The organism is Sporosarcina thermotolerans, from assembly GCF_042658975.1.
In the GTDB taxonomy this organism is placed as follows: domain Bacteria; phylum Bacillota; class Bacilli; order Bacillales_A; family Planococcaceae; genus Sporosarcina; species Sporosarcina thermotolerans.
Map to the genome: position 1 here is coordinate 119,515 of NZ_JBHSRM010000029.1, position 16,473 is coordinate 135,987.

Consider the following 16,473-nt stretch of genomic DNA (forward strand, 5'->3'; position numbering starts at 1 on the left):
GTTCTTGTGGATCCAAAAGTGTGTGCCTATGCTCTCTAAACCTTGAATTTTTAGTTCTCTCACCTCATCCAATAGTTTCCAAAATATTGTATACTGTTTGAATGAGAGAGTTACTAAAAGGGGGAACCACCTTGAAAACGTTTTGGGGGATACTGTCGGTTTTATTCATATGGGCATTAGTTTTTCCACTTGCAGGGCTTGCCGCGTTTTTTCTATATGTTTCAAATCAGGGATATTTTGTACCTCTTGTCATCGCGGCGTACCTATCATTTGGAGCAATACTCGTCATGGTACGTTTTGAACTGTTCACGTATAAAAAGTATTTCTGGCTTGGAGTGGCTGCTCTTATCGCCATCTCACTTGTTTTCAACATTCCAAGTATCTATGAAAAAACACGGCCCACGATTTCGGATGGTCAAGTCAATCTCACTGAATACCAGCCATTTGAAAAGAGAACGAAGGCTGTTTGGATGGAAAAACCAGCATCCTTGAAAATCGAAGACGATTTACCAATAATTGACGGGGCAACTGCGCTTTATCCGATTTACGCTGCATTCGCACAATCCGTTTATCCTGAAAAGGAGTACCAGCCTTATGATAGCGAAGTAATGTCCAATCGGACGGGTGCTGCCTATACGAATTTGATAAATGGAGATGTGGATATTATTTTCGCATTGGGGCCATCTTCAACACAGCTGAACCAAGCGGAAAGTGCAGGTAAGGAATTGAAGCTGACGCCGATTGGGAAAGAGGCATTTGTCTTCTTCGTTAATTCCAAAAATCCTGTGAAAAGTTTGACGGAGGATGAAATCAAAGGGATTTATGCTGGGAAAATTACAAATTGGAAAGACGTTGGTGGGAAGGACGAGGAAATCCGCGCATTTCAACGACCTGAAAATAGCGGTAGTCAAACAGCATTGCAAAGTTTCATGGGGCTCACTCCAATCATGAAGCCGCCTACAGAGGATGTCATGTCGCTTATGGGAACCATCATCGGTGAAGTGTCCGACTATAAAAATCATAAAAATGCCATTGGTTATACGTTCAGGTACTACTCAACACAAATGGTAGAAAATAATAAGATCCGCTTGCTGAGCGTGAACGGCGTGGAACCGACAGTGGAAACAATCCGTTCGGGTGAATATCCGATTACTGGTGAGTTCTATGCAGTAACGGCGGGTAGCGATAATCCACACGTTGAAGCTTTCATTGAGTGGATATTGTCAGATGAAGGGCAAGAAATAGTAGAGATGACGGGGTATGTACCGGTCGGAAAGTGATGAATTAGGGAGAGTTGAACGATGAATTTCACAGACACTTTGGGAATTATATACCCAATCATCCAAGCCCCGATGGCAGGTGTGACGACACCGAAATTCAAGAGCGTGAAATGTGAAAAAAAGAAAAGAGGCGTTCTCACGCCTCTTTTACATATACCATAATAATTCATACTTCATTTTCTTCCCTTTTTCACTTTCCTGTTCGACGACGTTCCAAATTCCGTTCTCTTTCAGCATTTTATAGTAGAAATTTGTCCCATCGGCTCTTTTGAAAAGGATAAAGCCTTCATTGTCTTTAACGAACGTCACTGGATCAATGACGTTTTTGTATGGGGGTTGTATTTCGGGGCTTAGGATATTAATGATAATTTCCTCCGCGATATGCGCAAGGGAATCGTATTCATTGTTCTTTTCCGCTTTGTAGCGTAGCTGGTTGTAATTATATTGTTCGTATGGCAATAAATTTAAGCGGAACGATTTTTTGATATCAATAATTACCTCTTTATAAAATTGCTTTACGCTCTTTTCTTCCTCGTCGCCAACATGGGAAAACTCTAAAAGCAGGGCCCCTTTTGAATTAAGGCCAAACTTCAATGTCTCGTTGCCATAAGGCGGATTCTCCGAGGTTTCGAATGTTTTCACGCGAACCTCCACGATGAAGGCAAATTCACCTTCCTTTTCCCTCTTGACCACAACTACTTCAGCATCATGCAGCTTGTAAGGTTTATCGTATCCGTAATAATCAATAATTCCTTGAGCTATAAAGGGCTGAAGTGTGACCAACAATGCATCTTCAAGGTCAGCAAAAGGCTCGTTTGCTTTCGGTACAAGAGGTTGGAGGAGAGTTGTCAGTACAAGAAAAAAGCTTAAGAAATAAAATTTTTTCAATCTAAATTCCTCCTTGTCCGAGTATATACTTAGCGTTTCCATTGTGAATAAAACAATACGCAATTGAAAAGAGGTATTAGCGAAATATCGTAGTTTCGATATAATGGAAAAAATGAAAAATCTGTATCGGGGGATCATATGAAGAAATACATCGGTGAAATCGGGTTAATGCTAACCGCGATTATTTGGGGAAGTGGGTTCGTCGGAAGTGCGGTGGCACTTGATACATATACTCCGTATCAAATTTTAGCGGGTAGGTTTTTGATAGGCGCTGTGCTACTTTGCGTCGTTTTTCATAAGAAATTAAAGTCTATCCCTAAAAGTGCACTTCTCAAGGGGGCAATATTAGGCATATTTTTGTATATCGCTTTTGTGTTGCAAACTGTTGGACTACAATATACAACCCCGTCAAAAAACGCATTTTTAACAGCGGTGAATGTTGTTGTAGTGCCTTTTATTGGGCTTGCAATTTATAAAAAGAAGCTTGATGCATTCGAATTAATGGGTGCTTTTCTTGCGATGTTCGGAGTGGCGGTCCTATCGCTACAATGGTCGGCGGGGGTGAATTTTGGCGACTTCCTATCTTTATGTTGTGCAATCGGATTCGCTTTTCATATTTTTTACACGGCGCAGTTCGTGAAACAAGAGGATCCAATCATTTTGACGATTGTTCAAATGGCAACGGCTACTATAATTGGAATCGTCGTTGTGTTACTGAAAGGTGAAACATCGTTCAGCATGCAGTCTGAAGGATTGACGTCATTATTATATTTAGGTGTTTTTTCGACAACGATTGCGTTTTTATTACAAACGGTTTCTCAGAAATTTATTACGGAAACGAAAGCTGCGATTATCCTATCGACTGAATCTTTATGGGGAATGGTCTTCTCCGTCATTTTATTAAGTGAAATTGTTACGTTTAAGATGGGCATTGGCGCGGTTTTGATACTTGCGGCAATCATTTTATCCGAAACGAAATTAAGCTTTTTTAATAGGAAAAAAGCAAGTTTAATAAAAGTTGAACCAAAGTGAGGATGGGGTGGGGTTGTGTATAGTGTTGAGGAAAGAGATGAATATTTTAAAAGAATCATCGAGAACTTTCAGTCGAATAATTTGTTTGAAGGGGTTGTCCAGTTAGGGTCTGGGGTGAAGGGGTACAACGATGCGCACTCCGACATTGACTTGATGGCGTCTACTTATAGATCGGAAGACGTTGATGACGCGAAACAAGCAATTTATGAGCTTCTTACAAAGTTCAATCCTGTTTATATTAAGGAAAAGCAATTTACACAACATATCTTCCTTTTCATTGTGTTCATGGAAAATTCACTCGAATTGAATATTTCCGTTTTACCGAGTGAGTTGTTGAATGTGAAATCGCCTTTGTGGAAAGTCGTTGTTGATAAAAGCGGAGTAGTTTCTAGGAAAATGCATGCTGAAAATGAAGTATTTCAAAATAAGCCTGTCACATATGAGGTGAACATTGATCTTCCATTTGAATTCGCTTATTGTGCATTGAATGTAAATAAAGAGTTGAAAAGAAATAATCTTATCTACGCACTGAAGATGCTTGAGAGGATGAGAGAGTATGTTTTACTTGTTCAGGCGATGAATGAAAGTAAGAAATTGCATCAATTTAAAGCGTATGGCAGTTTGGATCCTTCATTTATTGAAGCGTATCTTTCCACTTATCCAGATGAGGTGACAGTGGAGAAATTGACGATCTCAGCTACTCAACTAAAAGAACTTTTTGCGGATACTGTGGATAAGAACCCTTCCATGATGATGGATGAAAGGTTATATGAATTATTGAAATAAATGATTGACTCCACCCTTGGAGACAGGTTTATAGTAAGAGAAGAAAGGGAGGGGGAGTATGCTATCAATCGGGAAAACGGCCCATCTTGTCGGGCTGACGATAAAGGCGATCAAACATTATGAGGAAATTGGACTTGTCTATCCCTCATATGTAAATCCGGAGTCGGGGTATCGGTTTTATACACAAAAAGAACAGCAGCAGCTCGTGCGAATCAAAACATTGAGGAATTTCGGCGTGTCCCTTTCCGACATTTTACGGGAAGGAGATGATCAGATGGACCGGTTGTTGAAGAATCGAAAAAAGGAAATTGAGAATGAAATCAATGAATTGCAAGGGAAGATGGAAGGAATTGATCAATTATTAAACAAAGGGGAGAAGGAAATGGAAACACGCATTGAAGAAAGCAAAGGATTTACAGTAAGAGGGTATGAGGTGCAAGGACCTGTATCGGAAATTCCAGCAGAATGGGACCGGTTAATAAAGGAAATTAATGAAAAAGGTGTCGTTGTCGAAGAATCATTCGGTGTCTGCCTGAAGATGGAGAACGATATTATTCATTATATTGCTGGGCTGAAAGAAGACTTGACGGAAGGATTCCCGGACACGAAAGAAGTTGTCATTCCAGCTGGCAGATTCATCGTTGCGAAAGTAGAAGGCGGCATTCCAGGAATTCCAGCTGCGTATGATTACATCATTCAAATGGAAAATATCAAACTGCGGGATTGCTATGATTTTGAGCGCTACGTTCATCCAGCCGGGGTATCGGAGGATGTTATCGAGATTTGGATGCCGATTGAATAAATAAAATCAAAAAGGGATGGTACGAATGGGGACAAGGATTGAACTTGTAGAACAATTCACGGTAAAAGGGTATGAAATGCACGGGCCGGTAACTCAGATTCCGAAGCTGTGGGATGAATTGAATGGAGTTATTCAGGAAAAGGGTGCTTCACCTGAAGAGTCTTTTGGGATTACGTTAGAAATGGATAAAGGCAACTTCCACTACTTAGCGGGGATTAGATCGGAGTTTGCGGAAGGGTTTTCAGATACGAAAGAATTTTTTATTCCAAGCGGTAAATTTATTGTTGCTAAGGTCGAAGGTGGAGTCGAGGCGATTCCGGCTGCATTTGATGCGTTGCTGAGAAATCCAGATGTGAAACTTAGACATAGTTATGGGTTTGAGCGATATATCCACCCTACAGGTTCTGAAGGATACGAGATTGAAGTTTGGGTGGCGATTGAGTAAGGGAACTCGATTTTTTTGTAAGAATTAGGGGGGATGCATCACATGGAATATCGAGGCCCAAGTGTTTATGACCAAGAGGACTTTCGTAAAAAGTATATGAATCATAGAGATAGGCAAGATAGCCCCAACATTGCGATTGAAAAGCCTATCATTTATGAGTTGCTTGGCGACTTTCATGGAAAATCGGTTTTAGACTTGGGATGTGGTAATGCAGCCTTTGGAAAAGAATTATTACATTTAGGTGCGAAATTTTATACTGGAATAGAAGGTTCTGAGCGAATGTCAGCACTAGCGAATCAAAACCTAATTGAAGAAAATGCACAGATTTATCATGAGACGATGGAAACGTTTCGTTATCCAACGAATGAATATGAAATTATAACGTCCCGTTTCGCAATACATTATGTTGATGATATCCAGAGCTTGTTTCAAAATGTGTACCAAAGCCTCAAAGAGGATGGACGGTTTATTTTTAGTATTCAACACCCACTCACAACATCTTCGTTTAAAAGCAAAAAGACGGGAGATCGACGTGAGGATTGGATAGTTGATGATTATTTTATCGAAGGGGAAAGAAAAGAACCTTGGATTCAAAAAGTTGTTGTGAAGTACCATCGAACAACTGAACATTATTTTCATGCCCTTTTAAAAGCAGGTTTTACAATAGTTGACCTCCGGGAAGGAACGCCTGAAAGAGAATATTTTACTAACGAAGGTGAATTTGAACGCAGACAAAGAATACCGATTGTACTGATGTTCTCTTGCAGGAAGTGAACGGTTTTACAATAAACAATATCTACAACACACTTACTGTGGAAGATCCAGAAGGTACTGGGTCTTTTTTTTTATGACACACGAATTCCTCATCTACAAATATAGTTTTTTATTCTTTCCCTCAATAATGAATCCAAATGTTTTACGAAACGTATATAGAAGTAAATTGCCTAAAGGAGGTCTGTCTATGATTGAATTTCGGGATATTAATTGGGATAATTTTGAGGAATGTATTCGATTGGAACTTAAAGAGGAGCAGAAAAACTTTTTAGCCTCCAATGTATATAGTCTTGCTCAATCTTATGTCGCCTTATTAAATGATGAAATGCCCGCTATGACATTTGCAATCTATGATGGGGAGACAATGATTGGTTTTATCATGATGTATCATGACACAGCCGAGGAAAATGAATATGGTGATGAAGCTCGCTATGGCATTTTAAGATTTATGATTGATAAGAAATATCAAGGACAGGGCTATGGTAGAAAAGCGATGGCAAAAGCACTTGACTATATTAAAACTTTCCCGCAAGGCGATGCTTCTTCAGTGTACATTTCCTTTGACCAGACAAATGCAATTGCTAAGAATCTCTACGCATCTTTTGGATTTCAGGATACTGGTAAGGTTGATGATGATGAAGTGATTTTTAAGCTCGATTTATAATCGATGTTATGGACGCCCAAATCCTTCACCGGTACGAATAGAAAAAGGGGGTAATGGCGTGAAAGAAATCTATCGGAAAACGTCGATTTTCAGTTTCATTGGCGGAACAGGGTTGACCCTTTATTGTATTCTTTACTATTTCATTTGGTATGAAGGGTTTTCCTTAAATGGCGATGTATTGTTTGAATTAGGGATAATTGGAGTGTTTTCACTTGGGGCAGGGGTTTATTTCAAAAAAGCGTACGAAAAGCTGATAGATCATCCTGTAGTCGACAGTGAAATTGACGTGGAAAACATTGGGGAACTAATTCTGAAGCGAGTGCCGTCCTTGCTTCCCAAGCTATACAATGTCGATCATAATGGACAACCACTATTTCAAATAAAGCCTGCAAAAGGACAATTTCGTAATGGCCTGCTTCTGTTCCAATCGTTTGAAAAAGGGATGCTTTTTCCAGTGAACTATGACATTGCTGCATTAGACGGCAGTATCTTGGCGACTTTCCAAATCAAAAACAATGTGAAACAATTTACGTTGACATTGAAGAAGCCCGATGGCACGGTCATAGGGCGATACATCCAGCAACTATCAAAATCGGCAATGAAAAACCGGGGAACACTTTATCATGCAGATGGATTGGTTTGGCGGCAGCTTGAAGCAAAAAATATGGCTGGTGATATCGATGTGTTGGACGAGAGAGGCAGTCGGACAGCTTCCTACCGTTATGGATTGTTTCCGTACGCAACGCTTCCTGCATTCCAAAGTACTGCCCATCATGAACATGTTCGTTTTGGGGCACAGATCTCTTCTGAAGAAAAGCTTGCTTACGTCATGATTTTCTTTTTTTGGTTAGATGGGTAAGTGTTGGATTTAAACATGAAAACATTAAAAAAACCACCAGGTTAAGGTGGAGGAAGTGAATAAAACAATTCGTTGACCGTTAGTCTATTAGATTTGTATAAGCAGCAAGATGATCGAAGATAAAGATAGACATGCACTTGCCAAAAACAAAAAGGCTAATACTTGCTTTGGATTCAGTCCGGCACGCAACAGGCGATAATGGATTTGGCTAGCATCGGCTTGATAGATCGATTTGCCTTGAACATAACGTTTGGCTATGACAAATAGATTATCAAAGATTGGCACGCCTAATGCCAAAATGGGAATAAACAATGACAGAACGGTTGCTTGTTTAAAGGCACCATCCAAGGCGATGACTGCAAGTATAAACCCAAGGAAGCTGGCGCCTGCATCTCCCATAAAAACCTTGGCAGGTGGTTTATTAAAGCGTAAATAGGCGGTAGTGATGCCTACTAAAACAATGGCCATCATGGCGGAATTCGACTGACCTTTCGTTAAGGCAACAATAAAAAGGGTAACAGCAGATATCGCGACAAGTCCTCCTGCAAGTCCATCCATACCATCCGAGAAATTAATGACTGTCGTCACTCCGAATATCCATAAGATTGTCAATATAAACTGCAGTATAAACGGAAGGGATACATATTCACCCGAGAGCGGGTTTACGAAACCGTTAAATGTGATACCTGAAGCAAAAACTAAAATTGCGGCAGATACTTGCACAATGAATTTAGGGAATGCCGGAAAATCTTTCCCCTTCGTTTTGAACCAATCATCAACCGTTCCGATGGTTAATAACAATACCCCTCCTCCAAAAAGTGCGCCGGTTTCCCAGGTAAACTCTCTAGTAAAAAGTAGATAGACGAGAAAGAAACCAATAAAAAGGGCATAGCTCGCTGTCAGCGGAATCGGTTCACGGTGTAATTTACGTTCGACATTTTCCTGCGGCTTGTCCACAAAGTCAAGATGGAAAGCAAGCTTTCGTAACGGGGGAATTAAACTATAAACAATGAGAAATGATGCCGAAAATGCCAATATGTAAGAGATTTTTCTCACCACCATACTATTAATCTTCTATCATTATACAGAATTTTACTAATTTTGTCGATTGGTGAATTTGTTTAATAGAAAATCGTTAAATGGGTGTCAGTTTAAAGCAGATTGAAATATTGTGTTAAAATAACTAACATGTAAACTATTTCATTTGGAGGTACGATAAGATGTATGAATACAAATATATTAAATTAGATTTAAAAGGTATTATCGAGTCTAAACCGACACAAGATTATCATGCTATCATAGATGATCACGCAAAAGAGGGTTGGCGATTAGTACAAATTCTAACGCCGCCTACGGGCCCTTCTGGTGCCGCAACATACTTCGAATTGATTTTTGAAAAACGAATATAACAATGTTTTAAAGATGCACGGAGATAAAATTAGGGGTCGGTTGATGTTAAGGATCGAACAAAAGAATCCTCTCAATTGTAATAATCATTGAGAGGATTTTGAATTTGTTACAAAGATACGGTGGCAATTACCATCAGTTATGGTGATGTTCAGCTGATTCGCCTTTCACTTTACACAGAATAGAATCGTCGTGCAGATGTGCAGGTGTTTCTAATTGAATCGTTATATGTTGAATGTTTTTTTGTACAAGGTCATGTTCAATTTGTTGGAGCAGTCGTTCAGTTTCAGCAATGGACATTTTACCATCTACAACCGCATGGCAGGAGAGAGCGTTTAACCGGCTTGTAATCGACCAAACATGCAAGTCGTGAATGCCCTGTATTCCTTTTGTTTTTTTTATCGTTTGAATCACATCTTCCATATTTACATTTTGTGGTGTCCCTTCCATCAGGACATGCAATCCGGATTTTGTTACATAGTATCCACTACGTAATACTAGTGCGGCTACAATGACACTTGCAAGTGGATCTGCCCAGCCCCAGCCGAAAAATATCATGAGTAGTGCAGCGATAATAGCTCCAATGGAACCAAGCATATCGCTAATTACATGCATGTATGCTCCACGAATATTTAAGTTCTCTTCCACGTCTCCTCCACGCATCATAATCCACGCTATAAGAATATTGACTAACAAGCCAATAAAAGCAACGATCAACATTCCAGTTGAAGCAACTTCAGGTGGATTTTGAAAACGTTGAACAGCCTCGTAAAAGATAAACAAAGCAATTAGTACGAGTGTTACCCCATTTAGAACAGCAGCTAAAATTTCAAATCGCTTATATCCATATGTTTTACTATAGTTAGCTGCTTTTTCTCCAAGTTTAAAGGCTAATAATGCTAACCCGAGAGATATAGCATCGCTCAACATATGACCAGCATCTGCCAACAAAGCAAGACTATTTGTTAGTAAACCACCTATGGCTTCAACAATCATATATAAAGTAATAATTATAAAGCTAATCAATAGTACCCTTTTATTTGCACCGTGTGAATGGTCATGACCATGATTGTGTCCCAGTCTATATACCTCCTTGTTCAATCTTGGATAACGTGCTCAATGACGTCTCTACGTTAAAATCAGGTTTTTCGTCATTAGAGGTTTCTCCCGAGTTATGCTCTTTATTCATTTACCTTATTTTTGAAATAGTACACAGGGGAAATTTAGTTGACTCTAACGTTACGTCATACTCTATAGTCAATAGTGAGGGGAGGCGGGAACTATGAAAGTGAAAGAGGTAGCGGATTTGACCGGTGTGAGTGTGCGTACGCTCCATCATTATGATGATATCGGTTTACTCGTTCCGGAAGAGGTGACGGAGGCGGGCTATCGGGTTTATTCGGATCAAAACTTGACGACCCTCCAGCAAATATTATTCTTTCGTGAAGTTGGCTTCCCTTTGAAGAAAATTAAGGAGCTATTAGGTAGTCCATCGTTCAACCGGTTGGAGGCGTTCGAGCTGCAACGAGAAATGTTGCTTGCAAAGCAACAACAATTGGAAGTGATGATTGCGACAATCGACAAGACGCTTCTTGCGGAAAAAGGAGAAATGATAATGACGAACGAGGAGAAATTTAAAGGATTTGATTTTAGTTCGAATTCATATGAACAGGAAGCGCGGGATCGATGGGGAGATGAAGCGGTTGACAAGGCGAACAAAAACGTTTCCCAGTTCGGCGAGAAAGAACAACAGGAGATGAACCGAATTTATTTCCAGCTTGCGGCGTTGCGCCACACGGATCCAGCTTCGGTCGAAGCCCAAACAGCTATTGATGAGTGGTACACTTTCTTGAATAAAATTGGAGACTATTCATTGGAGGCATTTGCCGGCTTAGGTGAAATGTATGTCGTAGATGAGCGATTCATGAAGAATATTGACCAATTTGGGGAAGGTTTGTCGGTATTCATGCGAGACGCGATGAAAGTATATGCAGAGAAGAATTAACCGATAAAAAGCGCCGTAGGAGGCTATTCTTACGGTGTTTTTATTTATTTTAAAAAACAAGAGCTTGTTTACGCGATTAGTAGTATAATAGGAAAACCATTAACAGGTCAGCAGCTTTTTTTTCTCACATCTTTTGCGATCAAGGATTGAAAATCTTTAGTGAAGTGAAACTCCAAGTGGGGTTCACACGTATAATAGATATAGATAAGCACAACTGTCCGCCAAACATCATGCCTACAACTTAAGTCTTAGAATGTTTCCACCTGCAGACGGTTTAGCTTCCAGGAAAAATTGTACATACTTGTAGACAGAGATGAGTTAGGGGTTGGAAAGATGGGAAAAACAATCTATATTGTACTTACTGACACCGGGACGTTACTGTCAAAGGCAATCGGCATGTATACCCGCGAAGATTTAAATCATGCTTCAATTGCATTTGACGAGCAATTGACGGAAATATATAGTTTCGGACGGAAACAGCAATATAATCCGTTCATCGGCGGATTCGTTCGAGAAAATGTAGCGGAAGGCATTTTTCAGGATGCTGATTGCGCTGTGTATCGGTGTGAAGTATCAGCGGAAGCATACACACGAATTCGTGAGAAAATTGTTCAATTCGAATTAAATCAAAGCATTTATAAATATAATTTTATTGGGTTGTTCGGCGTGGCTTTGAATAAAGAGATCCATCGTGAACGAGCATTTTTTTGCTCGCAATTCGTGGCAACGGTCATGCAGGAGAGCGAAACGCACCGTCTTTTGACAACACCCTGCCTAACAATGCCGCATCATTTGACATTCCTACCACATCTGGAGTTAATTTATGAAGGCGCCCTTAAGACTTATTTAGATAAAGTAAGAGAGCCGCAAGCGGAACGTCCAATACGCGTGGGACTTTTAAAAAGCTTAGCGTTTCGATTGCTTGCTTAAATGAAGCTTCTCCATTACGGGAAGCTTTTTTACATTCAGCTACTTGCGCCATTCGCATTTGTACAAATTCCATGCGATAATGAAAAAAAGACGAAAAAAAAAGGATGACACGATGACGAAAACAATTGATGTACAAGTAAATGCTCAAAGTATAGCGGCGTTTAAAAAGGGCTATCCGCTGATTTTAAAAGACGCTGTAGTGAACCCGGAAGTGTTGAAAGAGGAAGGTACGCTCATCCGCCTGACTGATAAATACCGTAAATTTATTGCAAAAGGTTATTATGGCAATCAAAACAAAGGGATCGGTTGGGTATTGACGAGAGATGACAACGAGGAGATTGACTTCGCGTTTTTTGAATCAAAGATTTCAGCGGCTTTGTCAAGGCGTGAGTCATTTTTCGAAGATAGCGAGACGACTGCATTCCGTGCATTCAATGGTGAAGGCGATGGCATCGGCGGATTGACAATCGATTATTTTGACGGCTATTACATGGTTAGCTGGTATAGTGAAGGAATTTACGCCATGAAGCATCATGTATATGGTGTATTGGACAAGCTTGTGGACTACAAAGCAATTTATGAGAAAAAACGTTTTGATACGAAAGGCCAATACATCGAACAGGATGATTTCGTGAAAGGGGAGCCAGGTGACTTCCCGATTATCGTGAAGGAAAATGGCATGAATTTTGCTGTCGATTTGAATGATGGCGCGATGACAGGGATTTTTTTAGATCAACGTGATGTGCGTAAAGCGTTGCGTGATAAGTATTCGGATGGTAAGCATGTACTTAACACATTCTCATACACGGGTGCATTTTCGGTTGCTGCGGTCCTTGGAGGTGCACGCGAGACAACGAGCGTCGATTTGGCGAAGCGCAGCCTACCGAAGACAATCGAGCAATTCAGCGTGAACGGCATTGATTACGAAGCACAAAACATCAAAGTGATGGACGTATTCGATTATTTCCGTTATGCGAAACGCCATGAGTTGAAATTTGATGTCGTAGTTCTTGATCCTCCAAGCTTCGCACGGTCAAAAAAATACACGTTCAGTACAGCGAAGGATTATCCAGCACTGATAATGGACGCTATTGCCATCACAGAAAAGAACGGTATCATTATCGCTTCTACGAATAATGCAAGCTTCAGCATGAAGAAGTTCAAGTCGTTTATCGATCAAGGATTTGCAGATGCTAACTCTCGTTACAAAATACTTGAGGAATCATCATTGCCAAAGGATTTTCGCACGAATCGCGACTTCCCTGAATTTAACTATTTAAAGGTTGTTATTTTACAGAAATTGAAATAAGGAATTGGAAGCCATCTCCCGTACGGAGGTGGTTTTTTTGTTAAGATTGCAATTACTAAAAGAAAACAGTTCAATAGATAGAAAGAGCGTAGGGGGGAGTGCGGATGATTGAGGCGGTTTTGCATGGTGCAATCTTGGCCTTAGGGTTGATATTACCGTTAGGTGCTCAAAATGTGTTTGTGTTCAATCAGGGGGCATTGCAGCCAAAGTTAATGAAAGCACTTCCCGTCGTCGTTACTGCGGGGATTTGCGATACGATATTAATCGTGGCAGCTGTATCTGGAGTCTCATTGCTCATCTTGACGTTCAGCTGGTTGGAGACGATTCTTTTCGCAGTAGGGATTTTGTTTTTAATTTTCATCGGAATCTCCCTCTGGCGAAGCACCCCATCAATGACAACGGAAGAAGGGGAACGGTTTTCTGCAAAAAAACAGATCATGTTCGCCGCATCGGTCTCTCTATTGAACCCACATGCAATCCTTGATACGATCGGCGTTATCGGATCGAACGCGTTGAGTTATTCAGGGGAGGCCCGAGTTGCGTTCACCTTGACGACAATCATCATATCTTGGTGCTGGTTTTTTGGACTCGCAATGGCTGGACGGATACTTGGCAAGATGGATACGGGCGGGAAGTTCATTGGGTTGTTGAATAAAGTCTCCGCATTCGTCGTTTGGGGAGTTGCAGTATATATGGCAATCCGGTTACTTGGCAAATTTTTTTGAAGATATCTATCGACACTAATCACCAAAATAGGCCCTTGAACCTGGTGAAAAAGAAGTGTTTTTTGTTGGTACTTGTGCAAGGTGCATTCATAAAAATTTACTAAACGGTATAATAATACGAATGGAAAGCTGACGAATCTTTAATCGTCGGCTTTTTTTTATTGATTTATACAATTCACTGCATAATCTGAACAGTTTTGTGCCGAGGTACCTTAATAATTCTTTACATTAGGAATATTTTTGCTTAACAGTCACCAAGTAGAATATGAGCTGTAAGGAATCAGAGTTGAAAAGGAGGATAGGGAGCAGTCATACCCGGCAGTTTATCAATCAAACTACTAAACCATTAATTGTTAACTGGAGGAGACAAGTTGAAAAACATTGGCAGATTTATAACATTGCTCGTTTTCGTTTTATTCTTAAGTGCATGCGGAAACAACCAGGAAGGTACAGGTGCCAAAAATAACAAAGCTTCAGCGGATAGTGGGAGAACGGAAATTACGTATTGGTATGCGTACGGGGATAAGATTGGGGAAAATAATGAAAATTTAGTCAAAATGTTTAACGATTCACAAGATAAAGTGTTGGTAAAAGCAGAATTCCAAGGTGGATATGGCGACCTTCATTCCAAAACGCAAGCGGCTTTTGCAGCGAAAAACGCACCGGAAGTTACTTTGAATGAAATTGCATCGATGGGCGTATTCGCTCGTTCAGGAATGACGGAAAACTTAACGCCATTCATCGAAAACGACAGTGATGTTAACTTGGAAGATTTTAATCCCGGTCTGATGGGCAACTCGTATGTAGACGGTAACATCTATGGGCTTCCTTACTTGCGAAGCACGCCGATCCTATACATGAACGTTTCTATGTTGAAGGAAGCGGGACTTGACCCGGCTGGACCGAAAAACTGGAAAGAATTTGAGAAGTATTTACGTGCATTGACTGTTGAAGGAAAGAGTGTCGGCATGAGCATGCCAGTAAGTATTTGGTATTTTGAGGCATTCGTTGGAGCCGGTGGCGGCGATATGTTGGCTGCAGGAGATTCCGAAGTAACATTCAATGGAACAGCTGGGGTGGAAGCGTTGGAATTCTGGAAACATCTTGCGGAAGAGGGCATCTTGAAAATCCTGTCCGGTGATGAAGCGGCAGCACAAGCAACACAAGATTTTGCAAACGGCCGCTCTGCAATGATGTTTACATCTACTGCAAATTTGACACATAACTTGGCGATTGCAGAGGAAAACGGATTTGAATTGAACACAGCATTCATGCCATCGAATAAAATAAGCGGTGTACCAACGGGTGGAGCAAACCTTGTTATGACGGCGGGTTTGTCGCATGAAAAACAGCAAGCCGCGTGGGAATTCATCAAATGGATGACAGCAAAGGAACAGACAATCTATGCAAGTAAATACACAGGCTATTTGCCGAGCCGGCTTTCCGCAATTGATTCGGAAGAGATGCAAAGCTTGTATAAGAAAATCCCTCAATACAAAGTGGCTGTCGACCAATTGCAATATGGGAAAGCGCGTCCGATGGCGCAAGCCTATCCAGAAATTTCGACGATATTGGCAGATGAAATTACGAGAAGCTTACTGGAGCCTGATTTATCACCAAAAGAAGCGTTGGACAAAGCAGCTAAATTGGCGAATCCCCTCTTACAATAATCCGATTCGGGAAGATGGGCAATCGAGCCCCCTCTTCCTGTTTTCGTAAAGGAGACGATCACATTGAACTGGATGAAGCAAGTGAAAGTGGCAATTTTCGATATGGACGGGACGTTGTATCAGGACGATGCTTTTTTAGGGCGGTATATAACGTATTTATTGGACGGAATCGTAGATGAAGAGAAAATGGGGGCTGTCGTGTCCGAAGCATACGATATTCTCGATGGCAGTCATATTTTGCAGCTTGGCCATTTCTTTGATCGGGAACAACATTTCTTTTATGAGCATGATCAATTCATACCGACGACGTGTTACTCATGGGAAGGCAAGAAGCATGAAAATCCAATAGTGGAAAATGCCTCACTTTTGTTTATAGGGGATCCGTGGGGTATCGCCAATCTATACGCCGAAAAATACGGCATTACACGCGAAAGAAGAGCGGAAGCTTTTGAAAAAGTTCGTTATGAAATGATTGACGATCCATTTAAAATCAGACGCCATACGCCACTATTCGAAAGCATTGCCGCACTTGGAACAAAGAAGAAAATCTTCATGACGAATACACCGGGGGATACCGGACCTGCTTTCGTCACGTATTTGAATATCGGATCGATGTTTGATGATTATGTGTTTGACGCGAAAAAGCCGCTTGGAATGGAAACAATCGTGAAAGGGCTATTGAAAGAAGGGTTCGCTCCGAACGAAATCCTCTCCATCGGGGATAATCCATACAATGACTTAGCACCGGTACGAAAACTCGGGGGACGGACTTGCCTCATTTCACCGTACACGCATTTTGGAAAACATGAGTGGGATTATACTGTCAAAACTGTGGAAGAGTTGGCGGATTTCTTGCACCAATCATCCGTTATAAAGCTATAAAGTGAATAGGAGATG

Annotated in this window: 18 protein-coding genes; 15 read left to right on the forward strand and 3 right to left on the reverse strand. The window is 40.8% G+C overall.

What is annotated here, in order from left to right; translation table 11 throughout:
• The first annotated feature begins 131 nt into the window (after positions 1 to 131).
• Entirely contained in the window at positions 132 to 1,280 is a 1,149-nt protein-coding gene (locus ACFPZG_RS18525; RefSeq protein WP_317940552.1) for a substrate-binding domain-containing protein, read from the forward strand.
• 147 nt (positions 1,281 to 1,427) lie between these two features.
• Here the strand turns inward: ACFPZG_RS18525 and ACFPZG_RS18530 are convergent, their stop codons facing one another.
• Positions 1,428 to 2,168 (reverse strand): DUF3888 domain-containing protein, encoded by a 741-nt coding sequence (locus tag ACFPZG_RS18530; protein ID WP_317940553.1) that lies wholly within the window; start codon positions 2,166 to 2,168, stop codon positions 1,428 to 1,430.
• A 138-nt stretch (positions 2,169 to 2,306) separates the two neighbouring features.
• On the opposite strand from ACFPZG_RS18530, the gene ACFPZG_RS18535 reads away from it, so the two are divergent.
• From ACFPZG_RS18535 to ACFPZG_RS18565, 7 genes are all read left to right on the forward strand, one after another.
• The gene (locus tag ACFPZG_RS18535; RefSeq protein WP_283733698.1) at positions 2,307 to 3,200 is read left to right on the forward strand and encodes a DMT family transporter; all 894 of its coding nucleotides are present in this window, start codon (positions 2,307 to 2,309) and stop codon (positions 3,198 to 3,200) included.
• A 15-nt stretch (positions 3,201 to 3,215) separates the two neighbouring features.
• Positions 3,216 to 3,986, forward strand: a complete 771-nt coding sequence (locus tag ACFPZG_RS18540) for an aminoglycoside 6-adenylyltransferase (RefSeq protein WP_283733699.1) — start codon at positions 3,216 to 3,218, stop codon at positions 3,984 to 3,986.
• Between the two features lie 58 nt (positions 3,987 to 4,044).
• A complete protein-coding gene (locus tag ACFPZG_RS18545) occupies positions 4,045 to 4,788 on the forward strand; it encodes a GyrI-like domain-containing protein (protein ID WP_283733700.1) in 744 nt (247 codons plus the stop codon).
• 25 nt (positions 4,789 to 4,813) lie between these two features.
• Entirely contained in the window at positions 4,814 to 5,233 is a 420-nt protein-coding gene (locus tag ACFPZG_RS18550) for a GyrI-like domain-containing protein (protein WP_283733701.1), read from the forward strand.
• Between the two features lie 42 nt (positions 5,234 to 5,275).
• The gene (locus tag ACFPZG_RS18555) at positions 5,276 to 6,007 is read left to right on the forward strand and encodes a class I SAM-dependent DNA methyltransferase (RefSeq protein ID WP_317940554.1); all 732 of its coding nucleotides are present in this window, start codon (positions 5,276 to 5,278) and stop codon (positions 6,005 to 6,007) included.
• Between the two features lie 187 nt (positions 6,008 to 6,194).
• Positions 6,195 to 6,671, forward strand: coding sequence for a GNAT family N-acetyltransferase (locus ACFPZG_RS18560; protein WP_283733702.1), 477 nt, complete (start codon positions 6,195 to 6,197; stop codon positions 6,669 to 6,671).
• Between the two features lie 58 nt (positions 6,672 to 6,729).
• Positions 6,730 to 7,530, forward strand: a complete 801-nt coding sequence (locus ACFPZG_RS18565) for a hypothetical protein (RefSeq protein ID WP_283733703.1) — start codon at positions 6,730 to 6,732, stop codon at positions 7,528 to 7,530.
• 87 nt (positions 7,531 to 7,617) lie between these two features.
• Here the strand turns inward: ACFPZG_RS18565 and ACFPZG_RS18570 are convergent, their stop codons facing one another.
• On the reverse strand, positions 7,618 to 8,592 hold the full coding sequence (locus ACFPZG_RS18570; protein WP_283733704.1) for an MraY family glycosyltransferase: 975 nt from the start codon (positions 8,590 to 8,592) through the stop codon (positions 7,618 to 7,620).
• A 158-nt stretch (positions 8,593 to 8,750) separates the two neighbouring features.
• Here ACFPZG_RS18570 and ACFPZG_RS18575 point away from each other — a divergent pair, with 158 nt between their 5' ends.
• Entirely contained in the window at positions 8,751 to 8,939 is a 189-nt protein-coding gene (locus tag ACFPZG_RS18575) for a DUF4177 domain-containing protein (protein ID WP_283733705.1), read from the forward strand.
• Positions 8,940 to 9,072: 133 nt separating this feature from the next.
• On the opposite strand, the gene ACFPZG_RS18580 is transcribed toward ACFPZG_RS18575, so the two are convergent.
• Entirely contained in the window at positions 9,073 to 10,017 is a 945-nt protein-coding gene (locus tag ACFPZG_RS18580; RefSeq protein WP_317940567.1) for a cation diffusion facilitator family transporter, read from the reverse strand.
• 202 nt (positions 10,018 to 10,219) lie between these two features.
• Between ACFPZG_RS18580 and ACFPZG_RS18585 the strand changes: the two genes are divergently transcribed.
• The 6 genes from ACFPZG_RS18585 to ACFPZG_RS18610 all read left to right on the forward strand — a co-directional run bounded on the left by ACFPZG_RS18585 (position 10,220) and on the right by ACFPZG_RS18610 (position 16,458).
• Positions 10,220 to 10,942 (forward strand): MerR family transcriptional regulator, encoded by a 723-nt coding sequence (locus ACFPZG_RS18585; protein ID WP_283733706.1) that lies wholly within the window; start codon positions 10,220 to 10,222, stop codon positions 10,940 to 10,942.
• A gap of 333 nt (positions 10,943 to 11,275) precedes the next feature.
• Complete coding sequence (locus ACFPZG_RS18590) at positions 11,276 to 11,872, forward strand: hypothetical protein (RefSeq protein WP_283733707.1); 597 nt, start codon at positions 11,276 to 11,278, stop codon at positions 11,870 to 11,872.
• Positions 11,873 to 11,984: 112 nt separating this feature from the next.
• Entirely contained in the window at positions 11,985 to 13,181 is a 1,197-nt protein-coding gene (locus ACFPZG_RS18595; protein ID WP_317940555.1) for a class I SAM-dependent rRNA methyltransferase, read from the forward strand.
• Between the two features lie 104 nt (positions 13,182 to 13,285).
• Complete coding sequence (locus ACFPZG_RS18600) at positions 13,286 to 13,906, forward strand: LysE/ArgO family amino acid transporter (RefSeq protein WP_317940556.1); 621 nt, start codon at positions 13,286 to 13,288, stop codon at positions 13,904 to 13,906.
• A gap of 371 nt (positions 13,907 to 14,277) precedes the next feature.
• Positions 14,278 to 15,576 (forward strand): ABC transporter substrate-binding protein, encoded by a 1,299-nt coding sequence (locus ACFPZG_RS18605; RefSeq protein WP_317940557.1) that lies wholly within the window; start codon positions 14,278 to 14,280, stop codon positions 15,574 to 15,576.
• Positions 15,577 to 15,639: 63 nt separating this feature from the next.
• Positions 15,640 to 16,458: an HAD family hydrolase gene (locus ACFPZG_RS18610; protein ID WP_317940558.1), complete on the forward strand. Its 819-nt coding sequence runs from the start codon at positions 15,640 to 15,642 to the stop codon at positions 16,456 to 16,458.
• The last annotated feature ends 15 nt before the right edge of the window (positions 16,459 to 16,473 follow it).

Bases quoted from the DNA above. Each gene is read 5' to 3' on its own strand.
- ACFPZG_RS18585 (WP_283733706.1), top strand. From the start codon at position 10,220: ATGAAAGTGAAAGAGGTAGCGGATTTGACCGGTGTGAGTGTGCGTACG.
- ACFPZG_RS18545 (WP_283733700.1), top strand. From the start codon at position 4,045: ATGCTATCAATCGGGAAAACGGCCCATCTTGTCGGGCTGACGATAAAG.
- ACFPZG_RS18550 (WP_283733701.1), top strand. From the start codon at position 4,814: ATGGGGACAAGGATTGAACTTGTAGAACAATTCACGGTAAAAGGGTAT.
- ACFPZG_RS18600 (WP_317940556.1), top strand. From the start codon at position 13,286: ATGATTGAGGCGGTTTTGCATGGTGCAATCTTGGCCTTAGGGTTGATA.
- ACFPZG_RS18535 (WP_283733698.1), top strand. From the start codon at position 2,307: ATGAAGAAATACATCGGTGAAATCGGGTTAATGCTAACCGCGATTATT.
- ACFPZG_RS18570 (WP_283733704.1), bottom strand. From the start codon at position 8,592: ATGGTGGTGAGAAAAATCTCTTACATATTGGCATTTTCGGCATCATTT.
- ACFPZG_RS18560 (WP_283733702.1), top strand. From the start codon at position 6,195: ATGATTGAATTTCGGGATATTAATTGGGATAATTTTGAGGAATGTATT.
- ACFPZG_RS18595 (WP_317940555.1), top strand. From the start codon at position 11,985: ATGACGAAAACAATTGATGTACAAGTAAATGCTCAAAGTATAGCGGCG.
- ACFPZG_RS18590 (WP_283733707.1), top strand. From the start codon at position 11,276: ATGGGAAAAACAATCTATATTGTACTTACTGACACCGGGACGTTACTG.
- ACFPZG_RS18575 (WP_283733705.1), top strand. From the start codon at position 8,751: ATGTATGAATACAAATATATTAAATTAGATTTAAAAGGTATTATCGAG.
- ACFPZG_RS18555 (WP_317940554.1), top strand. From the start codon at position 5,276: ATGGAATATCGAGGCCCAAGTGTTTATGACCAAGAGGACTTTCGTAAA.